General features: G+C 72.2%; 13 protein-coding genes. 5 read left to right on the top strand and 8 right to left on the bottom strand.

The genetic code is table 11. The features are described from left to right. Nucleotides 1–177 precede the first annotated feature (177 nt). From B1H29_RS22865 to clpS, 3 genes are all read right to left on the bottom strand, one after another. On the bottom strand, nucleotides 178–1,605 hold the full coding sequence (locus B1H29_RS22865) for an amino acid permease (protein WP_055417157.1): 1,428 nt from the start codon (nucleotides 1,603–1,605) through the stop codon (nucleotides 178–180). Between the two features lie 351 nt (nucleotides 1,606–1,956). Next, entirely contained in the window at nucleotides 1,957–2,565 is a 609-nt protein-coding gene (locus B1H29_RS22855) for a DUF2017 domain-containing protein (RefSeq protein WP_055417158.1), read from the bottom strand. A gap of 41 nt (nucleotides 2,566–2,606) precedes the next feature. Beyond that, nucleotides 2,607–2,924, bottom strand: coding sequence for an ATP-dependent Clp protease adapter ClpS (gene clpS, locus B1H29_RS22850; RefSeq protein WP_055417159.1), 318 nt, complete (start codon nucleotides 2,922–2,924; stop codon nucleotides 2,607–2,609). A 178-nt stretch (nucleotides 2,925–3,102) separates the two neighbouring features. Here clpS and B1H29_RS22845 point away from each other — a divergent pair, with 178 nt between their 5' ends. Then, a complete protein-coding gene (locus B1H29_RS22845) occupies nucleotides 3,103–4,449 on the top strand; it encodes a nicotinate phosphoribosyltransferase (protein ID WP_079160405.1) in 1,347 nt (448 codons plus the stop codon). A 148-nt stretch (nucleotides 4,450–4,597) separates the two neighbouring features. Continuing rightward, the gene (locus B1H29_RS22840; protein ID WP_055417161.1) at nucleotides 4,598–5,185 is read left to right on the top strand and encodes a nicotinamidase; all 588 of its coding nucleotides are present in this window, start codon (nucleotides 4,598–4,600) and stop codon (nucleotides 5,183–5,185) included. 24 nt (nucleotides 5,186–5,209) lie between these two features. Here B1H29_RS22840 and B1H29_RS22835 read toward each other — a convergent pair whose 3' ends face one another. Then, entirely contained in the window at nucleotides 5,210–5,569 is a 360-nt protein-coding gene (locus B1H29_RS22835) for a hypothetical protein (RefSeq protein ID WP_055417162.1), read from the bottom strand. Between the two features lie 146 nt (nucleotides 5,570–5,715). Continuing rightward, nucleotides 5,716–8,067: an immune inhibitor A domain-containing protein gene (locus tag B1H29_RS22830; protein ID WP_055417163.1), complete on the bottom strand. Its 2,352-nt coding sequence runs from the start codon at nucleotides 8,065–8,067 to the stop codon at nucleotides 5,716–5,718. Nucleotides 8,068–8,503: 436 nt separating this feature from the next. On the opposite strand from B1H29_RS22830, the gene B1H29_RS22825 reads away from it, so the two are divergent. After that, nucleotides 8,504–8,809, top strand: coding sequence for a hypothetical protein (locus B1H29_RS22825; RefSeq protein ID WP_055417164.1), 306 nt, complete (start codon nucleotides 8,504–8,506; stop codon nucleotides 8,807–8,809). Nucleotides 8,810–8,827: 18 nt separating this feature from the next. Here B1H29_RS22825 and B1H29_RS38640 read toward each other — a convergent pair whose 3' ends face one another. Together B1H29_RS38640 and B1H29_RS22815 are read right to left on the bottom strand one after the other, a co-directional pair. Then, nucleotides 8,828–9,652 carry an RDD family protein gene (locus B1H29_RS38640; protein WP_167392554.1) on the bottom strand — a complete coding sequence of 275 codons (825 nt, stop codon included), beginning with the start codon at nucleotides 9,650–9,652 and terminating at the stop codon, nucleotides 8,828–8,830. Between the two features lie 133 nt (nucleotides 9,653–9,785). Then, nucleotides 9,786–11,480, bottom strand: coding sequence for an RDD family protein (locus B1H29_RS22815; protein ID WP_079160403.1), 1,695 nt, complete (start codon nucleotides 11,478–11,480; stop codon nucleotides 9,786–9,788). A gap of 253 nt (nucleotides 11,481–11,733) precedes the next feature. On the opposite strand from B1H29_RS22815, the gene B1H29_RS22810 reads away from it, so the two are divergent. Next, entirely contained in the window at nucleotides 11,734–12,153 is a 420-nt protein-coding gene (locus tag B1H29_RS22810; RefSeq protein ID WP_055417167.1) for an SsgA family sporulation/cell division regulator, read from the top strand. A gap of 43 nt (nucleotides 12,154–12,196) precedes the next feature. Here the strand turns inward: B1H29_RS22810 and B1H29_RS22805 are convergent, their stop codons facing one another. Beyond that, nucleotides 12,197–13,690, bottom strand: coding sequence for an FAD-binding oxidoreductase (locus tag B1H29_RS22805; RefSeq protein ID WP_055417168.1), 1,494 nt, complete (start codon nucleotides 13,688–13,690; stop codon nucleotides 12,197–12,199). 91 nt (nucleotides 13,691–13,781) lie between these two features. Between B1H29_RS22805 and B1H29_RS22800 the strand changes: the two genes are divergently transcribed. Further along, nucleotides 13,782–15,179 carry a tetratricopeptide repeat protein gene (locus B1H29_RS22800; protein WP_055417169.1) on the top strand — a complete coding sequence of 466 codons (1,398 nt, stop codon included), beginning with the start codon at nucleotides 13,782–13,784 and terminating at the stop codon, nucleotides 15,177–15,179. Nucleotides 15,180–15,182: the final 3 nt, after the last annotated feature.

The raw sequence follows: 15,182 nt of genomic DNA, 5'->3' as shown, positions 1-15,182 counted from the left end.
CATAAGCAGAAGGGCCGGACCGTACCGGTGGGTGGTACGGACCGGCCCGTATGCCGGACATCGTGAGCGGTGGACGCGCCGGGTGCCACGAGCACCCCGTGCGGCCGAACGTCCGCGGTGCGCGCGAACGCGCTGGTCAGTGCCGGTCGGCCGGGTGGCCGGAGGGCGTGGTGGCCGTCAGCCGATCTTCTCCGTCTCCGGCTCGCCGCGCCGCTCGGCGACCTCCGGGTTGCGGGCCTTGAGCACGGCCCAGCCGATGCCGAGGGCGGCGGCCCAGCCGGCCATCACGTACAGGCAGACGCGGGCGTCGGCGTCGTAGGCGATCAGGCAGGTGACGAAGAGCAGGAAGGCGATGGCGACGTAGGAGCACACGGAGCCGCCCGGCGCCGGGAAGGAGGAGGCGGGCAGGCGGCCCGCGACGACGTTGCGGCGGTAGAGCACGTGGCTGACCAGGATCATCAGCCAGGTCCAGATGCCGGCGGCGGTGGCGATGGAGGTGACGTAGCCGAAGGCCTTCTCCGGGACGACGTAGTTCAGGACCACGCCGATGCCCATGAAGACGACCGAGACGGCGATGCCGAAGGCCGGGGTCTTGGTCGACGACAGCCGGTTGAAGACCCTGGGGGCCTCGCCGTTGTCCGCGAGGGTGCGCAGCATGCGGCCCGTGGAGTACATGCCGGAGTTGCAGGACGACAGGGCGGCGGTGAGCACGACGAAGTTGACGATGCCGGCGCCGGCCGGGATGCCGATGACGGTGAAGGCCTCCACGAAGGGGCTGACGCCCTCGGCGAACTCGGTCCACTTGACCACGGCCAGGATGACGGTGAGGGCGCCGACGTAGAAGAGGGCGATGCGCCAGGGCAGGGTGTTGATCGCCCTGGGGAGGGTCTTCTCCGGGTTCTCCGACTCGCCGGCGGTGACGCCGACCAGCTCGACGGCGAGGTAGGCGAACATGACGCCCTGCAGGGTCATCAGGGACGAGCCGATGCCCTTGGGGAAGAAGCCGTCGAAGGCCCACAGGTTGGAGACCGCGGCGGTGTCGCCGGCCTGGCTGAAGCCGAGGGTGAGCACCCCGACGCCGATCACGATCATGCCGATGATGGCGGTGACCTTGACCATCGAGAACCAGAACTCGATCTCGCCGAACAGCTTCACCGAGATCAGGTTGGCCACGAACAGCAGGACCAGGAAGACCAGCGCCGACACCCACTGCGGGATGTCCGGGAACCAGTAGTGGATGTAGATGGCGGCGGCGGTGAGCTCCGCCATGCCGGTGACCACCCACATCAGCCAGTACGTCCAGCCGGTGAAGTAGCCGAAGAAGGGGCCGAGGAACTCGCGCGAGTACTCGGCGAAGGAGCCGGAGACGGGCCGGTAGAGCAGGAGCTCGCCGAGCGCTCGCATGATGAAGAAGATGATCACGCCCGCCAGCGCGTACATGAGGATGATGCTGGGGCCGGCCTTGGCGATGTTGGCCCCGGCGCCCAGGAAGAGACCGACGCCGATGGCACCGCCGATCGCGATCATCTGGACCTGGCGGCTGCCCAGCCCGCGCTCGTAGCCCTCTTCGGGAGCCTTCTCCGTGTCGACCTGCGCAGAGGTCATGTGTGGTGCGCCTTTCTCCATGCCGACCCGGGCCTTTCGTCGGCCTCGGATCGGGTCTCGATCCCCCCGGATGATGGAGTGAGCGGGCCTCACATCCCGCTCGGTGCCTGGCCGGCGGTCCGCCGGCTCGGTGGCGCACCCGGCCGAACATGCGGGTGGTGTTCACCGGGCGGTCGTGAAGATTTACCACGACCGCGTTCCTGATCACAGCGGCGTTTTGTGACGTGATGCACAGACAGAAACGGACAAACGGCGCCCCTGAGGTGCAAAAAAGGGCGCCGGTTTGACGTGATCATTACTCGGATTTGAGACTCCGCTGAGCGGACACCCGACGCGAGCGAACCGCCTCGTTCAGGGCATGAGGGTCGCGACGAGCGATTCCTGGAGCCCGCCCAGCCACAGGTACGCCATCACCATCGGCTTGCGCGGGTCCTCGTCCGGCAGCCGGTAGAGCAGGTCGGTGTCGTCCTCGTCGGCGATCTCCAGCCGGGAGCCGATCGCGAGGCGCAGGTCGTTCAGGGCACGCAGCCACTGCTGGGACTCCTGGGGCGACAGTTGCAGCACCGCCCCCTCGTCACCCGCCGACGCCGAGGAGAGCGTGTCCAGGGTGCGGATCACCGCGAGCGCGTTGTCGCGCTTGCCGGCGCGCAGGTCGTTCTCGGTGTAGCGGCGGAACTCGGCGGAGTGCGCCCGCTGCTCCTCGGCCTCCCTGGCCCGCGGGGCACCCTCGGGATCGCCGTAGGCGTCCGGGAACAGGCGCCGCAGCACCGGGTCGGAGGGCGGTTCGCTCGGGCCGTCGGCGAAGAGCTCGGCGAGCGGGTCGTCGGAGGCGTCCTCGGCGGGGCCGGGGCCGATCAGCTCAAGGAGCTGCACGGCCAGGGACCTGATGATGGAGACCTCGACGTCGTCGAGGGCGACGGCCGCGCCGCCGCCGGGGAGCGGTTCGAACTGTCCTGGCATGGAGGCGATTCAGCTACTTCCGTCCTGCGGGCGGGCGTGGGTCATTTCCGGTCCTGCTGGAGGGTGGCCCACAGACCGTAGCCGTGCATGGCCTGGACGTCCCGCTCCATCTCCTCGCGCGAGCCGCTGGACACGACCGCCCGGCCCTTGCGGTGGACGTCCATCATGAGCTTGGTGGCCTTGTCCTTGGAGTAGCCGAAGTACGACTGGAAGACGTACGTCACGTAGCTCATGAGGTTGACGGGATCGTTGTGCACGATCGTCACCCAGGGCACGTCGGGCTCGGGTACGGCGAAGACCTCCTCCGCCGACTCGGTCTTCTCGATCTCCATGGGTGCGGCTGCCGTCACATGGCCCATGCTGCCACCACAGGGGGGCACTCGCACAAACGGGCCTGTGGCCGGCGCCACCCGACCACAAATCGTCAGACTGACGAAATGGGGGTAGCATCCCTGCCATGCCGCACACACCGGGGGCCGACCCCGGACCCCCGGCCCTGCCCGGGGGCGCCCGGCGAGTCATAGCTAGGAGAGTTCGGTGGACGTAGCGGACCTTGGGCTGCCGGTGGACGTTCCCTCGACGGCGCTCTTCACGGACCAGTACGAGCTGACCATGCTCCGGGCAGCCCTGAAGGCGGGCACGGCCGGCCGGCGGAGCGTGTTCGAGGTCTTCACGCGCCGACTGCCGAACGGGCGCCGCTACGGCGTCGTGGCGGGCACCGGACGGGTACTGGACGCGGTGGAGAACTTCCGCTTCGACGCGGGCGTCCTGCGCTTCCTGCGCGAGAAGGGCATCGTCGACGAGGAGACGCTGGACTGGCTCGCCCAGTACCGCTTCAGCGGTGACATCTGGGGCTACCCCGAGGGCGAGGTGTACTTCCCGGGCTCGCCGATCATGCGGGTCGAGGGGTCCTTCGGCGAGTGCGTGCTGCTGGAGACGGTGATCCTCTCCATCCTCAACCACGACTCGGCGATCGCCGCCGCCGCCTCCCGGATGGCCTCCGCCGCCGGGGACCGCCCGCTGATCGAGATGGGCGCCCGCCGCACCCACGAGCTGGCCGCCGTCGCCGCCGCCCGCTCCGCCTACGTCGGCGGTTTCGCGACCACCTCCGACCTGGCCGCCGGCTTCCGCTACAACATCCCCACGGTCGGCACCTCGGCCCACGCCTTCACCCTGCTGCACGACAACGAGCGCGACGCCTTCCGGGCCCAGGTCGACGCCCTGGGCCGGGACACCACCCTCCTCGTGGACACCTACGACGTCGCCGAGGCCGTCCGTACGGCCGTGGAGACCGCCGGGCCCGAGCTGGGCGCCGTGCGCATCGACTCCGGCGACCTGCTGCTGGTCGCGCACCGGGTGCGCCAGCAACTGGACGAGCTGGGCGCCACCGAGACGAAGATCGTCGTGACCTCGGACCTCGACGAGTACGCCATCGCCTCGCTGGCGGCGGCGCCCGTGGACGCGTACGGCGTCGGCACCCAGCTCGTGACCGGGTCCGGGCACCCGACGGCCTCCATGGTCTACAAACTGGTCGCCCGCGCCGAGTCCGGCGACGACGGGGCGCCGCTGGTGCCGGTGGCGAAGAAGTCCAGCGGCGGCAAGACCTCCATCGGCGGCCGCAAGTGGGCCGCCCGGCGGCTGGACGACCACGGCTACGCCGAGGCCGAGGTGGTCGGCACCGGACCGGTGCCCGACGGCCTCGCCGACCGGCAGCTCCTGGTCGAGCTGGTCAAGGGCGGGGAGGTGGTCGCCCGCGAGCCGCTGGACGCCGCCCGGGACCGGCACGCGGCCGCCCGCGCCAACCTCCCGCTGTCCGCCACCCAGCTCTCCCGAGGGGAACCCGTCATTCCGACGGAGTACGTGCACGGGGGGTCGGGTAGCTAAAGCTGGTGCGGCCCGACAGGCCCCGCACCGACCCGCACCGACCCGCACGGCAGTCCGTCCCCCCGTCGTCCACTCCGTCCTCCCCCGTCCACCCGTCCCCTTCCGTCCCCTCCCGACCCACAGTCGACCCAGTCGAAGGACACCGACCATGCGCCGCGCCTTGATCGTCGTAGACGTGCAGAACGACTTCTGCGAGGGGGGCAGCCTCGCGGTGTCCGGCGGTGCCGACGTGGCCGCCGCCATCACCGAGCTGATCGGGCAGGCGCCCGCCGGCTACCGCCACGTCGTGGCCACCCGCGACCACCATGTCGCGCCGGGCGGCCACTTCGCCGACAACCCCGACTACGTCCACTCCTGGCCCGCGCACTGCGTCGCCGGCACGGAGGGCGTCGGCTTCCACCCGAACTTCGCCCCCGCCGTCGCCTCCGGCGCGATAGACGCCGTCTTCGACAAGGGGGCCTACGCGGCGGCCTACAGCGGCTTCGAGGGCGCCGACGAGAACGGCACGTCCCTCGCCGACTGGCTGCGGGCCCGGGAGATCGACGAGGTCGACGTCGTGGGCATCGCCACCGACCACTGCGTACGGGCCACCGCCCTGGACGCCGCGCGCGAGGGCTTCCGTACGCAGGTCCTGCTCGACCTGACCGCCGGGGTGGCCGCGGAGACCACCGAGCGGGCGCTGGAGGAGCTGCGGGAAGCGGGCGTGGAGCTGTCCGGGAAGCCGGTCGTCCAGTAGCCCCGCGGGCCCCCGGGCCGCCCGCTAGGTCTGTGCGGTCGGACGTCTGAGCAGCGCCCGGACGGGGTGCCACAGCTCCTGGACGAGGTCCGGGCCGCCCACGGCGCCGGCCACCGGCGCCGTGCGCCATATGAGGCCGTCCGGGTGGTGCAGGACCGCGGTGACCTCGTCCGGGGTCGGCGGGGCCGCGTTGCCCCGCAGGTAGACCGCTCGCAGCCCCAGATTGCGCAGCCTGGTCAGGGCGCGCGCCCGGTTCTGGGCGTGGACGAGGAAACGCAATCCCCCGGCGGGGGTGCCACCACCGTCGGCGGCTGCGGGGCTGGGCAGGTTCAGTGCCACCACCACCGTGCCGTTCGGCAGCTTGCAGAAGCCTCCTGCGGCCATGCGGTCATACCCCCGTGTCAACCGGTGTCGGTCCGGGTGCGGAGCCCGGTGTCAATAAGAGAACCACAGGACGCACCTAAACACGGATCGGCGGCGACCCGCCAGGGGGTCACCGCCGATCATGCTCTGACCTGGGCAGATGCTATTTACCTGCCCGCGGGGCCGACCTCGAGCTCGATCGTCGAGCCCTTCCTGGCCTCCTTCAGGATCTTGATCTTCGTGTTGGTGTCAGTGATCTTGACGCCGCCGGTCGGGTTCGACTCGTCGTAGTAGTCGCTCTTGCGGTCGTTGAAGACCGAGACGCCCTTCGAGCCGGGGACGTACTTCGCGACGCCCGCCTTGTGCAGCGTCATGCCGTCGGTGCGGTAGCGGCTGAACGGCGAGTCGTAGGACTGGACGCGGTTGCGCATCAGGGTGCCGTCGGACCACTTCAGCGCGGTCGGGTGGGCGTCGACCGGCAGGACCAGGCCGGTGCCCGGGTGCTGGCTGGTGTTGTTGTCCGCCTGGGAGGTGTCCCACTTCCAGATCAGCAGGCCGTTCTGGTACGCGTAGTGCTCCACCCAGTTCGGGCGATCCGTGAAGCCGAAGTTGTACGGGCCGGTCTTCAGCGTCTTGTCGTACGACACGTACTGCCGGTTCTCGGCGATGTAGTACTGCGCGTAGTCATTGGTGAAGGACGCGCCGACACGGGAGAAGCCGGTGGCCGTCCAGGCGGCGTCCGCGCTCTCGGCGTTGTCGGAGAAGAGCGCCTCGCCGTCGGCCGTCACCGTGATCGCGTCGGCCGTGAAGCCCTTCTGGGCCACGCCGCCGTCGGTCTGGTAGCGGAAGCGGAGGTCGATCTTCTTGCCGGCGTAGGCGTCGAGGTTGTACGCGAACTTCGTGTACGCGTCGAGCGTGCCGTGCAGGGCCGGCTTGTCGGCGGCGTCGCGCGGGATCGGCTGACCGTCCACCGTGCCGTCGACTGCGGTCCAGTTGGCACCGCCGTCGGTGGAGACCTCGGTGTAGAGGTAGTCGTAGTTGGCCTCGATGTCGTACCAGCCGTCGAAGGTCAGCTCGGCCTTCGACTTGCCGGTCAGGTCGACCGAACGGCTCAGCGTGTTCTTGAGGTTGTCACCGCTGCCGCTCCACCACTGGGTCTCGCCCTCGGCGGGGGTGACGATCTCGGTGGTGACCGCCTTCTCGGGCAGCTCGACGACCAGCGCCTGCTTGTGCTTGGTGTTGTACTCGGCGACGCCCAGCTTGTGCCAGGAGTTCACGCCCGCCTTGGCGGTGTCGTAGTTGAGCCAGCCGAGTTGGAGCTTGTCCCAGGCGGTCATGTCGCCGGGCAGGTCGCCGATCTCGTTGCGGCCGGAACCGAGCCAGGAACCGGACGACATCAGCGTCCAGAAGCCGGTGGAGTTCTCGCCGCCGGCGGTGTCGTAGTGGTCCGGCAGGCCGAGGTCGTGGCCGTACTCGTGGGCGTAGACGCCGAGTCCGCCGTTCTCCGGCTGGACGGTGTAGTCGCCCACCCAGATGCCGGTGGAGCCGATCTGCGCGCCGCCGAGCTTGTTGTCGCCGGGGCCGGTGGCGCCGGCGTCGGTGCCGAAGGCGTACCAGCGGTGGGCCCAGATGGCGTCGGTGCCCTGGACGCCGCCGCCCGCGGACTCATCCTCGCCGGCGTGCACGATCTGGAAGTGGTCGATGTAGCCGTCGGGCTCGTTGAAGTCGCCGTCGCCGTCGAAGTCGTAGCGGTCCCACTCGTCGAAGCGGGCGACGTCCGCCTTGATCTGGGCGTCGGTGCGGCCGGCCGCCTTCTGCTGCTCGACCCAGGCGGTCAGGCCGTCGCTGACGACGTTCCACACGCTGGGGCAGTTGGTGTCGCCGCAGGCGTTGTTGCCGTAGCGGGCCTCGTTGTAGGGGACCTTGACCCAGTCGGAGACCTCGCCCTCGACCGAGTAGCGGCCGGAGGACTGCTTCTCGTAGTAGGTCTTGACCGAGTTGACGCCCTTGCCGGAGCCGAAGTACAGGTCCTGGAAGTGCTGCTGGTCGTAGTCGGCCTTCCAGGCCGTGGAGTTGTCCGTCTCGCGGTCGGGCTTGGCTATCCGGTTGTGCAGCGGGCCCGGGTCGCCGCCGTAGCGGCTGTCGACCTCGTCCCCGAACTCGACCAGGATGGTGAAGATCTTGTCGGTCTTCTCCCGGCCCAGCTCGACGTACTTGGCGTCGCCCTTCTTGCTCTTGAGCTGGACGACGTTGGAGCCGTCCTTCTTCTTCACCGACGCCTTGCCGGATATGACCTGCTTAAGGGCCTCCTCGCGCTGGGCCTCCTGAGTGTCACTCATGGGGCCCTTGAGGTCATGGGAATCCATGCCCTTCTCGGGGTGCGGGTCGTGGCGGTCCACGGCTTCCGGCCGGGCCGGCGAGTCCGCCTGCGCCACGCCGGCCGCGGAAAGCGTGGCGGTGGCGGCGGCGAGTGCGACTGTGGTCGCCGCCGTTCTGAACTTCCAGGATCTACTGGTCACTTGAGTTCCTCCCCCGCGTGCACGCGCGCGGATTGGGGGGACAAGGACATGCAGAGTCCGCGCACACGTGATCAACGCGTGTAGTCAAGTGACGACATTTGACTAGAGGTTCCTCGGAAAAGACAGACCTTGACTTGAGCAGAACAAGTGCACTATGCGGAGCCCGGGTTCGCTTTGCGGACACCGAATCGTGACCGTCGTGGGCGCCGCGGCCGCCGCGGCGTCCCCGGCGGGCGCGCGGGACCGTCCACTTCCCGGACGCCATGAATCCGTGCGCCCCCCGTGCATCGGTCCTGTCGGTTAGGTCGTGCTTACTGCTGGTTCCACTCGGGCACACAGCGGGTTAGAGTCGCTTGGCGGAACGCCCGGAAGTCGGCGGAAAGCCAGGCCGACAGCCGGTCTCACCCCCAGATCGTCTTCCGAGGACACGATGGCCATGCCCCGTCCGACTGCCGCACAGTTCGCCTACGGTTCGTGCACCGTGATCTTCTCGACGCTCGCCATGCTGCTGCTGTCACAGACGAGTTCGGGTCCTGGAATCGCTGTCATCGTCGTCGCGGCACTCGCCCTCGGGCTGCTGGTCGCCATGACGGTCCCGCTGCCGAGGACGCGCCCGGTGACCGCCGTGCCGACCCACAGGCCCGCCGCGGACCGGGAGCCGGCGCCGGCGGACCGGGAGCCGGTGCCGGCGGCCCGGGTCTCCGCGGGGGCGGGCGAACCGGCCCGCGGCCGCGCCGCCTGACACCGCTCTCCCGGGACCTCACCGGACGCTGACCACGACCGTCTTGGCGGCCTTGTCGTGCAGGCCCTGCTTGTAGGGCCGGTCGAAGAAGCTCCAGCCGCCCGCGATGACCGTCCAGACGCAGGCGCAGCAGAAGGCGAACGGGATCCACAGCACCAGCGCGCGGATCAGCGACGTCTGCACCGAGGGCGTGGCGCCGTTGTCCAGGTTGGCCACGCGCAGGCCGAGCCACTTCTTGCCGAGGGTCTGCCCCGTCCTGCTGCTCATGTACGTGTCGTAGGCGATGTAGAGCACGGCGGCGATCAGTGACTGCCCGAAGGACTTGCCGACCGAGACCTCGCCGCCGTCCACCTGGTACTCCTGGACGTCGAAGGCCCAACCGAGCAGCCAGACCACGATGCCGACGAGGATCATGTCGATGATCCGCGCGAGCGTGCGCCGTCCGCTGTCGGCGAGCGGCGGCATGCCGGCGAGCGGATCGGTGGGGTAGGAGCCGCCGCCGTACGGATCACCGCCGTAGGGACCCCCACCGCCGGGGGGCGGGCCACCGTAGGGACCCCCGCCGCCGGGAGGCGGGGCGCCGTAGGGGCCTCCTCCGCCGCCGGGAGGCGGGGCGCCGTAAGGGCCGCCGCCACCGGGAGGCGGAACGCCGTGGGACCCTCCGCCGCCGGACGGCGGGGGTGTGCCGGTGCCGTCGGACGGGGGTGGGTGGTCGTACGGCGAGCCCGTGCCGCCCTCGCCGGGGCCGGGTTCCGGGCCCGGCCCGGGGGACGGGGGACGCTTCCTGAACGGGTCGTCTTCCGGCGGCTGCCCGCCGGATCCGGGGGGCGGTTCACTGCTCATGGCCCGAGTCGACCGTGAACCCCCGGGCAGCGCATCCGGCGAGCCGCCGTCCGGAGTACGGGGGCCTCCGACGGCGGAGCCGGGGCGGTCCCGCGGATGCCGGAGGCCGGGCTCGCGACCGGGACGGGGCCGGTCAGCCGGCCACGAAGGTGCGGGATGCCTTGTCGTGCCAGCACTGGTGCCACGGACGGTCGAACAGGCACCACGCGACGCCGACGACACCGACCACCAGGAGACCGGGCACGCTGTAGACCAGCCAGCGGCGCAGGGCCGCGCCGAAGGACGGGGGCTCGTGGGCCTCGATGTCCCGCACCTCCAGGCCGAGCAGCTTCTTGCCCGGAGTGCGGCCCCACTTGGCGGTGGGCAGCACCTCGTAGACGACGCCGAAGAGCAGCAGGACGGCCAGCACGATGCCCAGGTACATGGAGGTCGTTCCGTCGAGCAGCCACACCGTGACGGTCTCGCCGGAGAGTTTGGCCTCGTCGATCTTGCCGTTGACGTGGTCGACCGCCTTGACGCCGAGGGGCACGGCGGCAACGCCCGTGACGCCCGCGAGGACGGCGGTGTCGATCAGGCGGGCGGCCAGCCGCTTGCCGAGCCCGGCGGGGCGGGCCGCCGCCTGGCGCCGGGCGGCGGCCTGGAACACGTCCTCGACGGGCGGCTTCCAAGGGGCGACGGGCTGCTCGTCCCCGCCGGCTCCGGCGAGCCGGTGCACCTGCTGTGCCCAGGAGGACTGACCGCCGCCGGGGCCGGGCGCCAGCGGGGCGGATGCGGCGGCCGGCTGCGGGGCGGCGGCCTGATGGGGGACGGCCGGACCGGTGGGACCGGTGGGACCGGCCGGGCCGGTGGGGGCGACCGGACCGGTGGGGGCGACCGGCTGCTGCGGGCCGGAGGGGGCCGTGGGAGCGGGGGCCGCGGGGCCCTGCGCGGCACGGGCGGCCGCGGCCTTGCCGGCGCCGAAGCCGGGGCCTCCCGCGGCCGCACGCGGGGAGACCGCGCGGAAGGTCATGGTGCCCTCGTCGGCGCCGCCGCCCGGGGCCTGGGGGCCCTGGGGGCTTTGGGGGCCCTGGGGACCGGCCGTCGGGCGCCGGAAGACGAAGGTGTTGCCCGACCCGCCCTCCGCCTCGCCCGACACGGTCCCCGCCGAGGCGTCCGACCGCCTGGAGCGGGCGTCGTCGCCCTGTGCGGACCGCCCCTCGGCGGATCCGGCGTCGGAGGAGGGGCCACCGCCTGCGGACCCCGCGGACCCCGCGGACCCCGCCGGCCCGGCCCCGCCACCGGCCGCTCCGGGCCGGGTGCCACTCGGTGCCCCCGCACTCGCGCCGGCGCCGGCACCGGCGGCGCCACGGGCCTGCTCGTCCCGGGCGCCGCCGACGCCCCTCGAACCGCTGCCCGCGTCGGCGGGACCGGACTCGGCCGCCGCCCCCCGGGCCGGCCGCGTCCCCCGGGCGTGCGGGACCCTCGGGTCCGCGCCCCGGGCGGTGCCCGGCCAGGCGACGCGGCGGTTCGGGTCGTCGGCGAAGCCCGACTGGTGGGAGCGGTCGGCGCCCCAGGCCGTCGCGGGTTCCGGGCGGCTGCCGTGCTGGGACGCGGCGGCGGGGGGCTCCTCGACCGGGTCCTCGTCGAAGAAGTGCGGGCCGGTCTCCTCGACGGAGGGCCGCGCGCCGGGCGGAGGCGCGAGCGACTCGCCGTCCTCGGGGGCGGGGCGGCTGGTGCCCGGCACCCAGGAGGCACCGTTCCAGTACCGGACGTATCCAGGAATGGACGGGTCCGGGTAATACCCTTCGCGGGGCCTGTCGTCGCCGGGGGCCGGGGTTGGGGCGCTCATGTCCGTCGTCCCGTATCTGCTCGGGGGTTGATATGGGGGCTCAACATCTATCAGACGGGCGCAATCCGCACCGCCGGTCCCGCCGGACCCACCCCTTTCCGGGCAACCTCGTGCATGGACCTTCACACTCGGGACATGGGGAAGGGAAAAAGTTCCGCGAACCCGCGTAACGCTCACGGCTCCCGTCGCTCTCACTCGTGCGGGCCCGTTCCAGGCGGCCCGTGCGGACCCGTACGAGAGAGGACAACCCGCCATGCACCCCGACCCCACCGTCGTGGAACGCGAACTGGAGCTGAGGCTCATCCTGTCGCCCGAGCAAGGCATTCCGGTACCGGCCCTGCTCTGCTACCACGCCGACGACCCGTACGCCGTCCACATCACCTTCCACATCGACTCCGGCCGCCCGGTGCACTGGACGTTCGCCCGCGACCTGCTGGTGGAGGGGGTGTTCCGGCCGTGCGGGCACGGGGACGTGCGGGTGTGGCCGTCGAAGGCGGAGGGCCGCAGCGTCGTGCTGATGGCGCTGAGCAGCCCGGACGGGGACGCCCTCCTTCAGGCGCCGTCGGCACAGGTGTCGGCCTGGCTGGAGCGGACCCTGCGGGCGGTGCCGCCGGGCACCGAGGGCGGGCAGCTCGGCATCGACGACGGGCTGGCCGAGCTGCTCGCCCGGTGACGGTCGGCACGGGCCGGAAGAAGCCGCGTCGCACGAGCGTGCGTCAGAAGAGCTTGCCCGGGTTGAGGATGTCCAGCGGGTCGAACGCCTGCTTGATCGCCCGCTGCATCTCCAGCCCCACCGGGCCGATCTCCCGCGCCAGCCACTCCTTCTTCAGCACGCCCACGCCGTGCTCGCCGGTGATGGTGCCGCCGAGTTCCAGGCCGAGGGCCATGATCTCGTCGAAGGACTCGCGGGCGCGCCGGGACTCGTCGGGGTCCTGGGCGTCGAAGCAGACCGTGGGGTGGGTGTTGCCGTCGCCCGCGTGGGCGCAGACCCCGATGGTGAGGCCGTACTTCGCCGCGACGCGCTCGATGCCCTCCAGCATGTCGCCGAGCCGGGACCGGGGCACGCACACGTCGTCGATCATCGTCGTGCCCTTGACGGCCTCGAGGGCGGTGAGGGACAGGCGGCGGGCCTGGAGGAGGAGTTCCGACTCGGCCGCGTCGTCGGCCGGGACCACCCGCGTGGCGCCCGCGGCCTCGCACAGCGCGCCGACGGCGGCGAGGTCGGCGGCCGGGTCGGCGGTGTCGAAGGCGGCGAGGAGAAGGGCCTCCGTGGACTCCGGCAGCCCCATGTGGGCGAGGTCGTTGACCGCCTTGACGGTCGTACGGTCCATCAGTTCGAGGAGGGACGGCACGTGCCCGCCCTCCCGTCGCCCACCACCGCCCTTCCGCGGAAGCGCTTCGCGCCCTTCTGTTTTCATGATCCGGCAGATCGCGTCGCACGCGGCGGTCGCGGAGGCGAACTCGGCGGCCAGCACCAACTGCTCGGGCGGCTCGGGGCGCAGCGCGAGGACGGCCCGTACGACGATGCCGAGCGAGCCCTCGGAGCCGACGAAGAGCCGGGTGAGGTCGTACCCGGCGACGCCCTTGGCGGTGCGGCGGCCGGTGGTCATCAGGCGGCCGTCGGCGAGGACGACGTCCAGGCCGAGGACGTACTCGGCGGTCACCCCGTACTTGACGCAGCACAGGCCGCCGGAGGCGGTGCCGATGTTGCCGCCGATGGTGCACGTCTCCCAGCTCGACGGGTCGGGCGGGTAGTACAGGCCGTGTTCGTTCACCGCGCGGGAGAGCGTGGCGTTGACGACGCCCGGTTCGACGACGGCGACGCGGTCGACCGGGTTGATCTCCAGGATGCGGTCCATCCTGGTCAGCGACAGCACGACGCAGCCGTCGGTGGCGTTGGCCGCGCCGGACAGGCCGGTGCGGGCGCCCTGCGGGACGACCGGGACGCGCAGCTCGGTGGCGGTGCGCATGACGTGCTGGACGTCCTCGACGGTGCGCGGCAGGACGACCACCGCGGGGGCGCCCGCCGGGCAGAAGCTCGCCATGTCGTTGGCGTACGAGGCCGTGACGTCGGGGTCGGTGAGGACGGACCCGGAGGGCAGGCCGGCCAGCAGCCGGTCGACGAGTGTGCCGGTGACCGCCGTGGCTGCGTCGACGGCGGCGGCTGCGTCGTCTGCGTCGCGAGGCGCTTCGATACGGCTCATGATCACAGGTTCGCACCCGGGGCCATCGGTGTGAACCCCGTCGACGGCACCCGGCGCAAGCCCCGGTGTGCTTGTCGTACGGCGCACAGTAGGCGTCATGCAGATCGAACACGGGTGGCTTTCCCGCCGCCGGAGCCGGGTGCTGATCGCCTCCGTCGCCGGGGCCGTCGTTCTCGGCGGGGTCCTGGTACTGCTGCCCTGGGACGGCGGCGACGCTCCCGCGCCCGCGCCGGGGCCCGCGGCGCTGGCTCGTGGCGCGGTCACCACGGGGGTTCCGGCCGCGCTCGGGGACCTGGCGGTGCTGATCGGCGACCGGGAGACCCACCTGCGGGCGCATCCGCTGGACGGGACGTCGTGGGCGGTGCTGGGCGCGGCGTACGTCGAGCAGGGCCGGCGTACGGCGGACGTCGCGAACTGGCCGAAGGCCGAGAAGGCGCTGCGCACCTCGCTGAAGGTCGGGGCGGAGCGCAATCCGCAGGCCCTGGAGGGGCTGGCGGCGCTGGCGGTGGCGCGGCGGGACTTCCCGGCGGCCAAGAAGTGGGGCGAGAGCGCGGTGAAGGCGGCGCCGAAGCGGTGGACGGCGCACGCGGTGCTGATCGACGCGTACACCGGGCTCGGTGACGACGAGGGCGTGGGGCGGGCCCTGGAGAAGATGATGGAGCTGCGGCCGGACGCGCCGGCCGTCGGGGCGCGGGCGGCGGCGGTCTACCGGGACCGGGGCTGGCGCGAGGACGCGCAGGCCCGGATCTCCGACGCGGCGGCGGCCGCCGGGGCGCCGGCCGAGCGGGCGGCGTACCTGGAGCAGGCCGGACGGCTGGCCTTCGAGCGCGGGGAGCGTGAGGAGGCGCTGCGGTTCTTCCAGGAGGCGCTGCGCACCGACCCCGACCAGCGGGCCGCGCAGGCCGGGCAGGGGCGGGTGCTGGCGGCGCTGGGCCGGACGACGGACGCGCTGTCCGCGTACCAGGCGGCGCTGGCCAAGCGGCCGAGCCCCCGGTACGCGCTGGAGCTGGGCGAGTTGTACGAGTCACTGGGGCTCGGGCAGGCCGCGCGGGTGCAGTACGACCTGCTGCGGGAGCGGGTGCGGGGCGCCGAGGCGGCCGGGGCCGACGAGCAGTTGCTGCTCGGGCGGTTCGAGGCGGACCACGGGGACGCGGCGTCGGCGGTGCGGCGGCTGCGGGCCGAGTGGGGGCGGCAGCCGGGGACCGCGGTGGCCGACGCGCTGGGCTGGGCGCTGCACCGCGGCGGTGCGCACGAGGAGGCGCTGGAGTTCGCGACGATCGCGACCGAGGGCGACAAGGGCGGCGGGGTGCGCAGCGCGCTGTACGTGTTCCACCGCGGTGTGATCGAGAAGGAGCTGGAGCGGTACGGGCCCGCGCGGCGGCACCTGCGGGAGGCGCTGATGATCAACCCGTACTTCTCCCCGCTGCGGGCGCCGGAGGCCGAGCGGGCGCTGGCGGAGCTGGGCGAGCCCTCGGTGGAGGACCCGCCCGGCTAGGCC

It is taken from the genome of Streptomyces pactum, assembly GCF_002005225.1.
GTDB lineage: Bacteria > Actinomycetota > Actinomycetes > Streptomycetales > Streptomycetaceae > Streptomyces > Streptomyces pactum_A.
This window is presented reverse-complemented; position numbering and strand designations above follow the sequence as displayed.

What these genes read in the sequence shown, in the direction of transcription:
- B1H29_RS22865 (WP_055417157.1), bottom strand. Translation starts at nt 1,605, where the DNA reads ATGACCTCTGCGCAGGTCGACACGGAGAAGGCTCCCGAAGAGGGCTAC.
- B1H29_RS22855 (WP_055417158.1), bottom strand. Translation starts at nt 2,565, where the DNA reads ATGCCAGGACAGTTCGAACCGCTCCCCGGCGGCGGCGCGGCCGTCGCC.
- clpS (WP_055417159.1), bottom strand. Translation starts at nt 2,924, where the DNA reads ATGGGCCATGTGACGGCAGCCGCACCCATGGAGATCGAGAAGACCGAG.
- B1H29_RS22840 (WP_055417161.1), top strand. Translation starts at nt 4,598, where the DNA reads ATGCGCCGCGCCTTGATCGTCGTAGACGTGCAGAACGACTTCTGCGAG.
- B1H29_RS22835 (WP_055417162.1), bottom strand. Translation starts at nt 5,569, where the DNA reads ATGGCCGCAGGAGGCTTCTGCAAGCTGCCGAACGGCACGGTGGTGGTG.
- B1H29_RS22825 (WP_055417164.1), top strand. Translation starts at nt 8,504, where the DNA reads ATGCCCCGTCCGACTGCCGCACAGTTCGCCTACGGTTCGTGCACCGTG.
- B1H29_RS38640 (WP_167392554.1), bottom strand. Translation starts at nt 9,652, where the DNA reads ATGAGCAGTGAACCGCCCCCCGGATCCGGCGGGCAGCCGCCGGAAGAC.
- B1H29_RS22815 (WP_079160403.1), bottom strand. Translation starts at nt 11,480, where the DNA reads ATGAGCGCCCCAACCCCGGCCCCCGGCGACGACAGGCCCCGCGAAGGG.
- B1H29_RS22810 (WP_055417167.1), top strand. Translation starts at nt 11,734, where the DNA reads ATGCACCCCGACCCCACCGTCGTGGAACGCGAACTGGAGCTGAGGCTC.
- B1H29_RS22800 (WP_055417169.1), top strand. Translation starts at nt 13,782, where the DNA reads ATGCAGATCGAACACGGGTGGCTTTCCCGCCGCCGGAGCCGGGTGCTG.